Here is a 12,861-nt window from a genome sequence, read left to right on the forward strand (position 1 = left end):
TCCATGCCAAACCCGGGCCGTCCGCTTCCATCCATACCGATGGGTCGCCGCAGCCGCACAACCCGGGCATGCTTGATGCGCTGAGCTGAAGCCATCGCCACCCGAGGACATGCAGCATCGTGCCGAACTGGGCCTTGCCGAACTGGGAGACGATGAGCCGGAGTGCGCGATGGCTGCACCCGCTCGACTATGTGCGGCCGCGCGTGGTGCGCGTCGGGGTCACCGGCCTGGCGCGTGCCGGCAAGACCGTGTTGCTGACCGCCCTCGCGGCCACCCTGCTGGCGCCGGACGCGCTGGCTTCGGGGGCGTTGGGCGGCAGGATCCGGCGCGTCCGCATCGCCCCCAGCGGCGCCGGACCGCTGCCGCGCTTCGACCACGTCCGGCACCTGGCAGCGCTCGCAGCCGACGCGCCGCACTGGCCCGGCCGCACCAATCAGGTCTCGCTGCTGGCGCTGGATCTCGAGCTCGGCGCGCCGCCGCTGCCGCCGCGCCAGGTCCGGCTCGAGCTGCTCGACTATCCTGGCGAGTGGCTGCTCGACCTGCCGCTGCTCGGCCAGAGCTTCGCGGAGTTCTCGCGCGCCACCTTCGCCCGCCTCGAGCAGCCGCAACTGGCGCCGCTGGCGCGCGACTTCCTGGCCTTCGCGTCGGGCCTGCCGGCCCGTGCCGCCGCCGACGACACCCTCGCCGAAGCCGGACACGGACTGTATCGCACGCTGCTGCGCCGGCTGCGCGACGAGGCCGGGATGTCGCTGCTGCAGCCCGGTCGTTTCCTGATGCCGGCCCCCGGCGCCACACCGCCGTGGGAGATCTTCTTTCCGTTCCGCGGCGGCGGCGGCCTCGCCAGCCTGCTGGAGCGACGCTACGACGCCTACGTGCAGGCGGTTCGCGAGGCCCTGGTCTCGCCGTTGTTCGGCGACATGGACCGGCTCATCGTGCTCGCCGACCTGCTCGGCGCGCTGCATGCGGGCCCGGTTGCATTCGCCGATGCGCAGGCGGCGCTGTCGGCGGCGGCGGAAGCGCTGCGCTGGCGCGGCTCCTGGCTGGAACAGGCCGGGAGCGCGATGACCGCCCTCGCCCGGCTGCAGATGCCGCCACGCGTGGTGCGCCGGGTCGCCTTTGCCGCCAGCAAGGCGGACCATGTCGCCGAACGCCAGCGCGGCAACCTCGCCCAGCTGGTCCGCAGCATCGCCGCGCTTCCGGCGCGCGGCAATGACGGGCATAGCGCCGGCTTTGCGATCGCCTCGGTCCGATGCACCGAGGACATCGTCTGGGCGCTGGACGGACATCCGGTCTCGGCGGTGCGCGGCCGCATCCTCGGCGAACGGCAGATGACCCGCTCCTATCCCGGCGAAGTCCCGGACCGGGCGCCGGACGCCGCCTTCTGGGCGCATCCGTTCCTGACCCTGCCCGAATTCGAGCCGATGCGGCTGCCCGGCCAGGGCCGCCTCGGCGTCCCCAACATCGGCCTCGAGGCGCTGCTCGCCTGGCTGCTGGAGGACCTGCTGTGACCGATCCCGGCCTGCCGACCCGCATCCTGCCGCGCATCGAGGCAGAGCCTGGCCATGCCGCGCGTCTCGAGCCGCCTGCCCGCGAGGCGCTGCCGGCTGCCGTCGCCGCCGATGCCGATCCGGTGCGCTGGAGTACGCCCGCCCTGACGTTGGGAGGGGCGGCGATCCTTGCCCTCGGCCTGGCCGCCTTGCAGACCGGCAACTTCGTTGCCGCCGAGTTCGACCGCGGCCGGGTGCTCGGCTGGATCACCCTCGCCGTCGCGGTGCTCGGCTTCGGGCTGATCCTGTCCGGCGTGGCGCGCGAGCTGCGCAGCCTGCTGCGGCTGCGCAGCGTCGACCGGCTGCGCCAGGAGCTGGCCTCGGGCGATGCGCTGGTCCGCACCCGGGCGGCACGGCGCTGGCTGCAGCAGGTCGATGGCGGCGAGGCGCTGCTGCCGTCGCTGGCGGCCCTGAACGACCCGGACGCCATCGTGCCGCTGCTGCGTGCCGGCGTGGAAGCCCGGCTGCGGGCGGCGTCGGACACGCTCGGCCGGCGGGCGGCGCTGCAGGTCGTGGCCGGCATGGCGGCGACGCCGGCGCCGTCCCTGGTGGTGGTGCTGGTGAGCTGGCGCGGCCTGCGGCTGATCCGGCAGGTCGCGGCCGTCTACGGGATGCGTCCAGGCCTGTTCGGCACCCTCGCGCTGCTGCGGCGTTCGGCACTGGCTGCCGGTGCCGCCGCCGTCACCGAGGTCGCGGTCAACACGGTGGCCCATGCGGCGCTGAGCACGCCGCTGCTGGCGCACCTGGCGGGCGAGATGGCAGGTGGCGCAGTCGCCGCGCGTCGCATGACCGTCCTGGCGCGCGCCACCGCGGTGGCCTGCAGTCCGCTGCCGCCGGCATGACACCCGCCATCGCGGATCCTACTGCAGCATGGCGCTCACACGCAGCATGACCGGGTCCGGCGTCCCCCGCTCGCCTCGCGCACAGGGCACCGGCGCGAAGCTCCGTCCGTAGCAGAGATCGACCTCGCGCAGCCGCTGCCGGTGATCGAGCCGGACCGCCACGGCGTCAGCAGGCAGGCCGGGATTGGCCGCCGCCAGCGAGGCGCGCAACTGGCCGGCCGTCAGCACCCGCCCCGCCAGGCTTCCCGCCGGCGGCAGCGACAGCCGGTTCCAGATCGACGCCTCGCGGGCGAAGTAGTCGGCCGGGCGTTGCCAGCCGCAGGTGCCGTGCGCCGCCCATTCGTGCTGCAGCAGCGACGCGGACGGGGTCATGCACCACGCCATGCGCAGCGTCGCGATGTCGATCGGGCCGGCGGGAGCACAATATTGCGGATGCTGGCGGTCGTCGCCGTTCGGCCAGAAGCCGTGCAGCACGAAGCCGCGCGACGGATCGCTGCATTCGGCGTCGCCACGCTCGCCGGCGCGGCGTCCGGCGCCGGTCCGGCACCAGGCCGGCGCCCAGCTCAAGGCGAGGATGTAGTGGGTGACCGGGATGTCGGGATGCACCTCGTCCGCGCGCGGGGGGCGAGGTGGGGCCGGCCGCAGGTCCTGCGGCACGGCGCATTGCGATGCGGCGATCGCCATCCCGCCGGACGGCAAGGCGGCCAGCATTGCCAGCACCAGGATACCGGCCGCGCAAGGCCCCCTGCCCAGGGACAGGGACGTACAGATCGGCCGGCTTGATCGTTTCGGAATCATTTCGTAAACCCGGGCTGCGGGGGGGAACACTCCTGGTAATTGCCCGTTATCCCGCGCAAGCACCATGCCGAAAGGGGGCACGAATGAAGCCAAAGACGTTAGTGGCGCGCGCCGGTCGCGTCATCGCTGCAGCAGCTCTTGCAGCCGCCTGCATCGCGCCGGCAGTCAGCGCTTCGGCGCAGCCGTATCCGCCGCCGCCGCCCGGCTGGGCCGGGCCACACTATTACTGGCATGGCCACCATTGGCATCATCGTTCGTGGGACTACGGCCCGCATCATCGCCGCTTCTGGCGCTACTACTGAGCCGCAGCGGCTCGAAGGAGGGCCGGTCCGCAGGGGCCGGCCCTTCGCACCTGGCGGATCCGGTCAACGGATCTTCGGCTGCACGAAGAGACGACGCCGCGGATACGAGATCCAGACATGGTTCGACCGCAGGAAGTCCTCGCCGATCAGCGTGAAATCGGTGTCCGACACAGTGAACCTGTAGTTGCGCATCGTCTCGTCGCCGATCTCGAGCGTGTCGAAGCGATGCCGGTGCGACCGCAGACGTTCCTCGTCGACGCCGATCGCGAATACCGCCGGATCGGACCGCAGCATCTGGCGGGTCACTCCGGCGCGCGCGGCATCGTCCTCGGTGACCAGGGTGCCGACGGCGCCGCTATCCAGCACGGCGTCGATCGGGTGGCCATTCAGCATCGCCTGCAACTCGATGCGCGTGCTCTCCAGGCGGATCGGGATGTCGAAGGCGGCGTCGAGTGGCCGGAGTTCGCCGCGGCACTGCCTCAGATCGTAGAGGGCGAAATGATGGCCCGGTACATCGAGGTCGACATCGTAGTTCGACAGGAAGTCGGCGCCGAACAGGCCCGCGACCCGCAGCCCCTGCACCGGTGGCCCGAAATCGCTGGCCACCGGCATCTGGATGTCACGCGCCACTCCATGACCGAGATCGAGCCGACGGACGGCCACCACCGGCGCCTCGACGACACCCCCGATGCCGCCGAGGCCGATGCGCCTGTCCGACGCGCCGCGGAAGCCGAAATGATCCGCCGTCGAGCGGGTCAGGATGGTCATCGCCGCACCGGTGTCGATGTAGAACAGCACCGGCTCGCCCTCGAGCGTCGCCCGCACCGCCGGCAGGCGCGTGCCGGGCACGATCGGCAGGTCCGCGACGCGATCGATCCGGCAGGCCGGCGGACCGGACGCGCTCTCGGCGCAGGCAGCCAGCAGGCCCGGCAGCAAGGTCGGCAGCATGATCGCCAGCAGCCGGACCAGCATGGTCCGTTCAGTAATCCAGCCGTGCCGGATCGATGGTGATGCCGTGGTCGAGCGGCCCATGTCCGGCTCCATAGCCCGGGGCGTTGCGGATGGCGGTGCGGACATAGGCGCGGCCGCGCAGCACCGACTGCCGCAGGGTCATCCCCTGGGCAAGGCCGGTGGCGATCGCGCTGGCCAGCGTGCAGCCGGTGCCGTGGGTGTGGCGGGTGACGATGCGCGGCGCCTCGAACATCTCGACGCCGTCCCGGGTCGCCAGCAGATCCATGACCACGTCGCCGTCGAGATGACCGCCCTTGAGCAGTACCGCCGGCGCGCCGAGGGCCAGCAGCCCCTCGGCCGCCGCCTTCATCTCGTCCAGCGACCGGATCGAGCGCCCGGCGAGCACCTCGGCTTCCGGCACGTTCGGTGTGATCACGCTGGCCAGCGGCACCAGCCGGCCCTTGAGACTGCCGACCGCATCCATCGCCAGCAGCCGTGCCCCGCCCTTTGCCACCATGACCGGGTCGAGCACGAACGCAAGCCCGGGATGCAGTTCGATCCGGTCCGCCACCAGCTCGATGATCTCGACGCGGTCAAGCATGCCGGTCTTGAAGGCATCGGCACCGATGTCCCGGACGACGCAATCGATCTGCTGCCCGACGAAACCGGGCGGCACCGGCATGACGCCGTGCACGCCGTTGGTGTCCTGCGCGGTCAGCGCCGTGATCGCGGTCGCGGCATAGCCGCCGAGTGCGGTGATGGTCTTGATGTCGGCCTGGATGCCGGCGCCACCTCCGGAGTCGCTGCCGGCGATGACCAGGACGCGTCCCTTCACCGGACCGGCCTGTCCCGCATGTCCGGGGCGTTCATGCGGGAACCGCGGCGCGCCGGATCGTCTCGCACAGCCGGTCGACCACCTCGTCGACCAGCGCCGCGTCCTCGGCTTCCGCCATCACGCGCACCAGCGGCTCGGTGCCGCTCTCGCGCAGCAGCAGCCGGCCGCGCTTGCCGAGCAGGTCGTCGGCCCAGCGGCGCGCCTCCAGCACCGACGGGTCCTGCAGCGGCGAGACGCCGGCGAAGCGCTCGTTGCGCAGCTTCTGCGGGAACGGCGTGAACATGCGGCAGATCTCGCTGGCGGGCTGGCCGCGCTCCACCAGCACCGACAGCACCTGCAGCGCGGCGATCAGCCCGTCGCCGGTGGTGGCGAACTCCGACAGCACCATGTGGCCGGACTGCTCGCCCCCAAGGTTCATGCCCAGCTCGCGCATGCGCTCCACCACGTAGCGGTCGCCCACCGCGGTACGCTCCAGGCCGAGGCCCAGTGTGGCAAGGTGCCGCTCGAGACCCATGTTCGACATCACCGTGGCCGCCACGCCGCCACCCTCCAGACGCCCGGCCTGCTGCCAGGAGGTCGCGATCAGCGCCAGGATCTGGTCGCCGTCGATGGTGCGTCCCTGTTCGTCCACCACCACCAGCCGGTCGGCGTCGCCATCGAGACCGATGCCGAGGTCGGCGCGGTTCTCCAGCACCGCCGCACTGAGCGCCGCCGGGCTGGTCGATCCGCAGTCGCGATTGATGTTCAGCCCGTCCGGCACGCAGCCGATGCGGATCACCTCCGCGCCCAGCTCCCACAGCGCCGTCGGTGCCACGCGGTAGGCGGCGCCGTTGGCGCAATCGATGACGATCCGCAGGCCGTCGAGGCGGCGGCCGCGCGGGAAGGAGGATTTGGCGCTCTCGATGTAGCGCCCGGCGGCGTCGGTCAGCCGCGAGGCACGGCCGATCATGTCCGGCGCCGCCAGCTGCCCGCCAAGATCGCTGCGCATCAGGGTCTCGATCTCGGCTTCCGCCTCGTCGGAGAGCTTGAACCCATCCGGCCCGAACAGCTTGATCCCGTTATCCTCGAAGGCATTGTGCGATGCCGAGATCATCACCCCGAGATCGGCGCGCAGGCTGCGGGTCAGCATGGCGATCGCCGGCGTCGGCAGCGGGCCGACCAGGGTGACGTCGATGCCCGACGACAGGAAGCCGGAAACCAGCGCACACTCGATCATGTAGCCGGACAGGCGGGTGTCCTTGCCGAGCACGACCCGATGCCGGTGGGTGCCGCGCCGGAAGCGCAGGCCGGCCGCCTGGCCCAGTCTTTGCGCCACCTCGACCGTCATCGGGTCGGTGTTGGCGGTGCCGCGTATGCCGTCGGTGCCGAAGAGTTTGCGAATGGCGTCCATGCAGGCAAATTAGCCTAGAGGCGGATCGCCTGCCAGACGCGCAGCGCCTGCACCATCCCTGCGACATCATGCACACGAAGGATGCATCCGCTCAGGTCGAGCCCGCGCAGGCTGGCGGCGATGGTGCCGGGATCGCGCGACGCAGCGTGCGCAGCCCCACCGATGGTCCCGACGAAGCGCTTGCGCGACACGCCGAGCAGCACGCGCTGTCCGAGATTGGCAATCAGGGGCAGCCGGCGCAGCACTTCCAGGTTCTGCGCGTCGGTCTTGGCGAAGCCGATGCCCGGATCGACCAGGATGCGCTCGCGGCCGATGCCGGCCGCCACCGCCGCATCGACGCGCAGGGCGAGTTCACGCACGACATCGACCGCGACGTCTTCATACCGGGTCAGCCCGGTCATGGTGGCGGGAGTGCCGCGCATGTGCATCAGCACGACCGCGCAGGCATCGCCTGCCAACGTGCCGGCGGCGGCCGGATCGTGCGCCAGCGCGGAGACGTCGTTGATCAGCGTCGCCCCGGCCGCCAGCGCCGCCTGCATGGTGGCGGCGTTGCGGGTATCGACCGAAAGCGCGACATGGCCAGCCAGCGCCTCGACCACCGGCAGGATGCGCTCCTGCTCGACATCCGGTGCCACCAATCCGGCGCCCGGCCTGGTGCTCTCGCCACCGATATCTAGCAGGTCGGCGCCGGCTTCGATCATCGCCATGCCCGCCCGGATCGCATCCGCGCTCGCCAGGTGCCGGCCACCGTCGCTGAAGCTGTCCGGCGTCACGTTGAGGATGCCCATCACCAGCGGCCCGGCAGGCAGGCCGGCAGGCGGCGGCGGCGACGAGACCAGGTGGAGCGATGCCTGCCAGTCCGGCGGCACGGCATGCACCGGAACGACGCACTCCTCGGAGGCGCCGATCAGGCGTGCGAGGGTGAAGGCAGCTCCCCCTCCCTGCAGTGGCAGGGCGAGGCGGGCGGCGATCGCGGCGGTCGCCTCCGGCCCGGTCAGCAGGCCGAGCGGTTCGATGAGTTTCTGCATGATCCCGTACAAGCAAAAGGCGGGACCCGGGTCCCGCCTCGCTCCAGCTCCGGATCGACTGGTGGTTCAGCCCGGCTGTGGCGCCGGACCGAGCCCGCCACCCGGCGGCGGTGCCGGATCGGGACGGAAGCCACCCGTGCTGGGCACCGACGCACGGCGGCTGTCCGGCATCGGCTCGTCCATCACCGTGCGGACCACCTTCTCGCCACGCAGCACCTGCCGCACCTCGGCGCCGGACAGGGTCTCGTGCTCGAGCAGCCCGTTGGCCAGCAGGTGCAGCTCGTCGATGTGGCTGACCAGGATCTCCTTGGCGCGGTTGTAGCCGGCGTCGATCATCGCCTTGACCTCGGCCTCGATCTCGCGCGCGGTCTGCTCCGACACGTTCTTGTTCTGGGTTACCGAGTGGCCCAGGAACACCTCCTGGCTGTTGTCGCCATAGGAGATCATGCCGAGCTTGTCGCTCATGCCGAGTTCGGTGACCATCATGCGAGCCACCCGCGTCGCCTGCTTGATGTCGCTGGACGCGCCACCGGTGACCTTCTCCGGTCCCAGGATCAGCTCCTCGGCAACGCGGCCACCCATGATCTTGACCAGCAGGCCCTTCAGGTAGGCCCGGCTCTCCGACAGCCGGTCATTCTCCGGCAGGCTGAAGGTGACGCCGAGCGCACGGCCACGCGGGATGATCGTCACCTTGTGCAGCGGGTCGCTCTCCGGCTCGTACAGCGCGCACAGCGCGTGGCCGCCCTCGTGGTAGGCGGTGAGGCGCTTCTCCTCCTCGCTCATCACCAGCGACCGGCGCTCGGCGCCCATCATCACCTTGTCCTTGGCGTTCTCGAACTCGCTCATCGCCACCGTACGCTTGCCGAGGCGCGCCGCCAGCAGCGCCGCCTCGTTCACCAGGTTGGCGAGATCCGCACCCGAGAAGCCCGGCGTGCCGCGCGCAATCACCTTGGGCTCGACGTCGGAGGCCAGCGGAACCTTGCGCATGTGCACGCGCAGGATCTTCTCGCGCCCGTTCACGTCCGGGTTCGGCACCACCACCTGGCGGTCGAACCGGCCGGGCCGCAGCAGCGCGGGATCCAGCACGTCGGGACGGTTGGTCGCCGCGATTAGGATGACGCCCTCGTTGCTCTCGAAGCCGTCCATCTCGACCAGCATCTGGTTCAGCGTCTGCTCGCGCTCGTCGTTGCCACCGCCCAGGCCGGCGCCGCGATGCCGGCCCACTGCGTCGATCTCGTCGATGAAGATGATGCAGGGCGCCGACTTCTTGCCCTGCTCGAACATGTCGCGCACGCGGGACGCGCCGACGCCCACGAACATCTCGACGAAGTCCGAGCCGGAGATGGTGAAGAACGGCACGTTGGCCTCGCCGGCGATGGCGCGCGCCAGCAGCGTCTTGCCGGTGCCGGGAGGGCCGACCAGCAGCACGCCCTTCGGGATCTTGCCGCCGAGGCGCTGGAACTTCTGCGGGTCCTTGAGGAAGTCCACGACCTCCTGCAGCTCCTGCTTGGCCTCGTCGATGCCGGCCACGTCGTCGAAGGTGATGCGGCCCTGCTTCTCGGTCAGCATGCGGGCGCGGGACTTGCCGAAGCCCATCGCGCGGCCGCCGCCGGACTGCATCTGGCGCATCACGAAGAACCAGGCGCCGATCAGCAGCAGCATCGGCAGCCACTGCAGCAGGTAGCGCAGCAGCGGGTTGACGTCGCTGTCCTCGGGCTTGGCAATGACCTCGACGCCCTTCTCGGTCAGGCGCGGCACCAGGGTCGGATCTTCCGGCAGGTATGTCTCGAAGCTGGTGCCGTCGGTCAGCGTGCCGGTGACGTTGTGCTGCTGGATGGTGACCTGCCGCACCCGGCCGCCATTCACGTCGCCGATGAAATCGGAATAGGCGAGCTGCTGCGAGGCATGCTGGCCGCTGCCCGGCTGGAATACGTTGAACAGCAGCACGAGCATCACCGCGATGATGACCCAGAGCGCCAGGTTGCGGCCAAAATTACTCATCGGTGTTGCGTTTCCACAGTCACAGGTCCCTGCCCGACAGGCGCACAACCTGGATTACCCCGTGCCGACCATCGAAGTCGAGCAATCGGACGATCCGAGGTCCCCGGGGGTTGGGGAATTAGCGCCTGAGGCAAGCATTACATGGGACGCGGTGCAACACCGGAAAGCCCCGCCGGCCCGCACCATGCGCTTAAAAGGTGAACATCGCCCTAGCGGGACATCGCGAAGAGCGCGTCCACCACCGCCGGCAGGCGAGGCTCGAAGACGAAGCCTGCTCCCGCAGGCAGCGCCAGTTCATCGCCGCCCTCGTCGATGAGCGTCGCCATGCCGGCGCGCACAGCCGCAGGGACGGTTCGTGCACGTCCTGCTTGCCGGGCCGGGGCGGCGCCGATCATGGCGCCGGCGGGAAGCGGCGCAGCGTTCAGACGCAGGCGGAACCGTCCGTCCCACAGCACGCCGTCGCCGGCCGGTAGCGGCGCCTGCACTGCATCCGCCTCGCGGACCAGCAGCCAGCCTGGGCCGAGCCGCCCGGCCGGCAGCAGCCGGGTGCCCCACAGCGTCGCCGCCCGCGAGCGTGCGACGAGATCCTCGACCGCCCCGGCCGGCGGCAGATGCGCGGCGCCGGCCACGGTACGGATCAGCGCCGCCAGCGCGCCGGGCGCCGGCAGCACCGCCGGCAGCAGCGCGAAACCTTCCGGCCGCAGCATCGACCCTTCGGCGAGCTCTGCAGCCAGCCGGCGCCGGCGCCGCATTCGATCGCCGCCCGCTTGCAGCGTGCCCCGCAGCAACGCTTCGCGCGTCGGGACATCCGATGCCGCCAGTTCCGACCGCAGTCGACTGCGCAGCGCCACCGGGTCGCGGTTCGAAGGGTCCTCGATCCACTGCATCCCGCACGCGTGCAGGGTCGCGCGCAGCCGCTCCGGCGCTGCCGGCAGGAGCGGCCGCAGCAGCCGCAGGTCGTGCGTTTCCAGCACCAGCGGCATGGCGGCGAGGCCGTCCGGGCCGCTGCCGGCGCGCTGGCGCATCAGGCTTGTCTCCGCCTGGTCGCCGGCATGGTGGCCGACCAGCAGATCGACGATGCCGGCCTCACGGCAGGCCTGTGCCAGCAAGGCGTAGCGGGCCTCGCGCGCCCGGGCGGCGAGACCCGGCCCCCGATCGAGACCCTCCACCCGCAGGATCCGGCTTGCCATGCCGATGCCGGCGAGCCGACCGGCCGTCTCCACGGCCTCGGCCGCGGACCCGTCGCGCAGGCCATGATCGACGATGAGCCCCAGGCACCCTGCTCCGGCACCCGCGGCCCAGCGCCATGCCAGCACCGCCAGGCAGAGCGAGTCGGCACCGCCCGACACCGCGACGGCGAGCCGTTCGACGCCACCCCAGGGCCCAAGGGGCCGCATCAGGGCGGCGAACTCGGCCTCGCCCAGCGCCTCTCGATGAACCTGGCCCGCCCGGTTCAGCGGCAGCCGGCGCGGTTGCGCAACGACGACGACGCGGCCCGGACGCGCGGCTGCGGTGACGGGAACTCGTTGTGCAGCTTCTGCAGCGCCTGGCAGGCGTCGGTCTTGTCGCCCAGCGCCAGCAGCGACGCCGTCACGCCAAGCAGCGCGTCCGGCGCCCGGCCGGAGTGCGGCGCGTGGCTATACACATCATAGTAGGCGGTGGCGGCCTGCTGGAACTGCCGCTGCCCGGCGAGCGACTGCGCCAGCAGGAACTGCGCATCGGTCTGCCGCGGCCCCCTCGGCCCTGCCAGCACCTCGCGCGCCGCAGCCTGTGCGCCGGCATAGTCACGACGCGCCAGCGCCGCATTGCCCTGCTGCAAAGCCATCTCCGGCGTACGCCGCTCGGGTGCGCGGTTGTCCGGCCGGGGCGCCGCTGGCACCGGGGCCGTCGCGGGCCCGTTCTCGTCGCCGCCCGACGACGCCCCGGGATGGCCCTGCTGCAGGGCGAAGTTCATGTCGCCGATCTGCTTGCTCAGGGCTGCATTCTGTTGCTGCACCTGGTTGCTGAGCTGGTCGAGCTGGCCGCGAAGGTCACGCACCTGGGCCTCGAGCGTCGAGACCCGGTCGAGCAGCTGCGACGTCAGCGGCGATGCGGCGCCCTGGTCGACGCTTGTGCTGGACGGTGCCCCGGTATCCCCGGACATCGGCGGCGCACCGGGCTCGCTGCCGCCGGACTGCATCTGCATCTCGTGCCGCAGCTCGAGGATCTGGTTCTGCAGCGAGATCGCCTCGCGGCTGTCCAGCTGGGCGCGGGCGACACCCCCCGAGAGGCCGGTGGCGACAAGAAGGGCAGCCAGTGCCGAGGCCCAGGCGCCGATGCACGCGTTCCGCATGAAGAATATCCCGATCCGCCGTCAAGTTCGCCTTGGCCGCCCCGGGGGAGCCCAGGGGCATGCCATTGCCGGCAACCTAAGACAGCAACGGCCGGACGATAAGCGTCCGGCCGTCACCCGATCCAACTGTCCGATGGGCGGCCGCGGCCGCCCGGGGGAGCGTCAGTGCACCGCCGTGATGGCGTTGCGGTTCTGCTGCCAGGACTGCTCGTCGTCGCCGAGCGCAGTCGGGCGGTCCTTGCCGTAGGAGATCGTGGTGATGCGGCCGGCGGAAACGCCCTTCGACACCAGGTAGTCGCGCGCCGCATTGGCGCGACGCTCGCCGAGCGCGATGTTGAACTCCTCGGTGCCACGGTCGTCGCAGTTGCCGGCGACCTGGATGGTGACCTGCGGATAGCGCGCGAGCCACGCGGCCTGGCGATCCAGCGTGCCCTGAGCGTCGGACGACAGGGTGCTCTCGTTCAGCGCGTAGTAGACACGGTCGCCGACATTGGCGACCAAGTCGGCCTCGCTGCCCGGCGCGGCGGCGCCGGTCGGAGCGGCGGAAGCGCCCATGCCGGACGCAGCGCCGGTGTTGGCATTCTCGCCGGAGCAGGCGGCGAGCATGGCGGCCAGCCCGATGGCGCCGAGAAGCTTCAGTTTCATGGTCAGGTTCCTGAGGAGTTCGAGAGCGTCAAACGGGTCAAAGCAACCGAGCGTTAACCATTCGCGAATTACGGTGTCGTTTCGCATCCGGTCAAGTCGCGCGAGCACCGGATGTTTCGGCGTCGCGCGTTTCTCCCGGGCCGTGTCGCAATTGCAATGCCGCCCCTGCCCCGCAAAGGCCACCCGTTCA

12 protein-coding genes are annotated in these 12,861 nt (G+C 71.1%); 3 read left to right on the top strand and 9 right to left on the bottom strand.

Annotated features, from left to right (window positions below):
- Positions 1-119: 119 nt before the first annotated feature.
- Both FE263_RS17555 and FE263_RS17560 read left to right on the top strand, forming a co-directional pair.
- Entirely contained in the window at positions 120-1,508 is a 1,389-nt protein-coding gene (locus FE263_RS17555; protein ID WP_138327338.1) for a YcjX family protein, read from the top strand.
- The gene (locus tag FE263_RS17560) at positions 1,505-2,389 is read left to right on the top strand and encodes a DUF697 domain-containing protein (RefSeq protein ID WP_171034181.1); all 885 of its coding nucleotides are present in this window, start codon (positions 1,505-1,507) and stop codon (positions 2,387-2,389) included. The genes FE263_RS17555 and FE263_RS17560 overlap by 4 nt, the downstream gene beginning before the upstream one ends.
- Positions 2,390-2,407: 18 nt before the next feature.
- Here FE263_RS17560 and FE263_RS17565 read toward each other — a convergent pair whose 3' ends face one another.
- Positions 2,408-3,100: a ribonuclease T2 family protein gene (locus FE263_RS17565; RefSeq protein ID WP_240759890.1), complete on the bottom strand. Its 693-nt coding sequence runs from the start codon at positions 3,098-3,100 to the stop codon at positions 2,408-2,410.
- Between the two features lie 170 nt (positions 3,101-3,270).
- Between FE263_RS17565 and FE263_RS17570 the strand changes: the two genes are divergently transcribed.
- Positions 3,271-3,489, top strand: a complete 219-nt coding sequence (locus FE263_RS17570) for a hypothetical protein (RefSeq protein WP_138327341.1) — start codon at positions 3,271-3,273, stop codon at positions 3,487-3,489.
- A gap of 63 nt (positions 3,490-3,552) precedes the next feature.
- On the opposite strand, the gene FE263_RS17575 is transcribed toward FE263_RS17570, so the two are convergent.
- The 8 genes from FE263_RS17575 to pal form a co-directional block, all read right to left on the bottom strand.
- A complete protein-coding gene (locus FE263_RS17575; RefSeq protein ID WP_171034183.1) occupies positions 3,553-4,521 on the bottom strand; it encodes a retroviral-like aspartic protease family protein in 969 nt (322 codons plus the stop codon).
- Entirely contained in the window at positions 4,469-5,275 is an 807-nt protein-coding gene (gene thiD, locus FE263_RS17580; protein ID WP_138327343.1) for a bifunctional hydroxymethylpyrimidine kinase/phosphomethylpyrimidine kinase, read from the bottom strand. Before thiD ends, FE263_RS17575 begins: the two co-directional genes overlap by 53 nt.
- 31 nt (positions 5,276-5,306) lie before the next feature.
- Entirely contained in the window at positions 5,307-6,665 is a 1,359-nt protein-coding gene (glmM, locus tag FE263_RS17585) for a phosphoglucosamine mutase (protein ID WP_138327344.1), read from the bottom strand.
- Between the two features lie 14 nt (positions 6,666-6,679).
- Positions 6,680-7,693 carry a dihydropteroate synthase gene (gene folP / locus FE263_RS17590; RefSeq protein ID WP_138327345.1) on the bottom strand — a complete coding sequence of 338 codons (1,014 nt, stop codon included), beginning with the start codon at positions 7,691-7,693 and terminating at the stop codon, positions 6,680-6,682.
- Positions 7,694-7,759: 66 nt separating this feature from the next.
- Positions 7,760-9,694 carry an ATP-dependent zinc metalloprotease FtsH gene (gene ftsH, locus FE263_RS17595; RefSeq protein WP_138327346.1) on the bottom strand — a complete coding sequence of 645 codons (1,935 nt, stop codon included), beginning with the start codon at positions 9,692-9,694 and terminating at the stop codon, positions 7,760-7,762.
- 209 nt (positions 9,695-9,903) lie between these two features.
- On the bottom strand, positions 9,904-11,091 hold the full coding sequence (gene tilS, locus FE263_RS17600; protein WP_138327347.1) for a tRNA lysidine(34) synthetase TilS: 1,188 nt from the start codon (positions 11,089-11,091) through the stop codon (positions 9,904-9,906).
- A 56-nt stretch (positions 11,092-11,147) separates the two neighbouring features.
- Positions 11,148-12,026, bottom strand: coding sequence for a tetratricopeptide repeat protein (locus FE263_RS17605; protein WP_240759848.1), 879 nt, complete (start codon positions 12,024-12,026; stop codon positions 11,148-11,150).
- Between the two features lie 162 nt (positions 12,027-12,188).
- The gene (pal, locus tag FE263_RS17610; RefSeq protein ID WP_138327348.1) at positions 12,189-12,671 is read right to left on the bottom strand and encodes a peptidoglycan-associated lipoprotein Pal; all 483 of its coding nucleotides are present in this window, start codon (positions 12,669-12,671) and stop codon (positions 12,189-12,191) included.
- Between the last annotated feature and the right edge of the window lie 190 nt (positions 12,672-12,861).

Origin of the sequence: Lichenicoccus roseus (assembly GCF_005844085.1) — a bacterium.
Classification (GTDB): Bacteria; Pseudomonadota; Alphaproteobacteria; order Acetobacterales; family Acetobacteraceae; genus Lichenicoccus; species Lichenicoccus roseus.

Coding starts and splice junctions, on each gene's coding strand:
- FE263_RS17565 (WP_240759890.1), bottom strand. CDS start 3,100: ATGCTGGCCGCCTTGCCGTCCGGCGGGATGGCGATCGCCGCATCGCAA.
- FE263_RS17570 (WP_138327341.1), top strand. CDS start 3,271: ATGAAGCCAAAGACGTTAGTGGCGCGCGCCGGTCGCGTCATCGCTGCA.
- FE263_RS17575 (WP_171034183.1), bottom strand. CDS start 4,521: ATGGGCCGCTCGACCACGGCATCACCATCGATCCGGCACGGCTGGATT.
- glmM (WP_138327344.1), bottom strand. CDS start 6,665: ATGGACGCCATTCGCAAACTCTTCGGCACCGACGGCATACGCGGCACC.
- folP (WP_138327345.1), bottom strand. CDS start 7,693: ATGCAGAAACTCATCGAACCGCTCGGCCTGCTGACCGGGCCGGAGGCG.
- ftsH (WP_138327346.1), bottom strand. CDS start 9,694: ATGAGTAATTTTGGCCGCAACCTGGCGCTCTGGGTCATCATCGCGGTG.
- tilS (WP_138327347.1), bottom strand. CDS start 11,091: ATGCGGCCCCTTGGGCCCTGGGGTGGCGTCGAACGGCTCGCCGTCGCG.
- FE263_RS17605 (WP_240759848.1), bottom strand. CDS start 12,026: ATGCGGAACGCGTGCATCGGCGCCTGGGCCTCGGCACTGGCTGCCCTT.
- pal (WP_138327348.1), bottom strand. CDS start 12,671: ATGAAACTGAAGCTTCTCGGCGCCATCGGGCTGGCCGCCATGCTCGCC.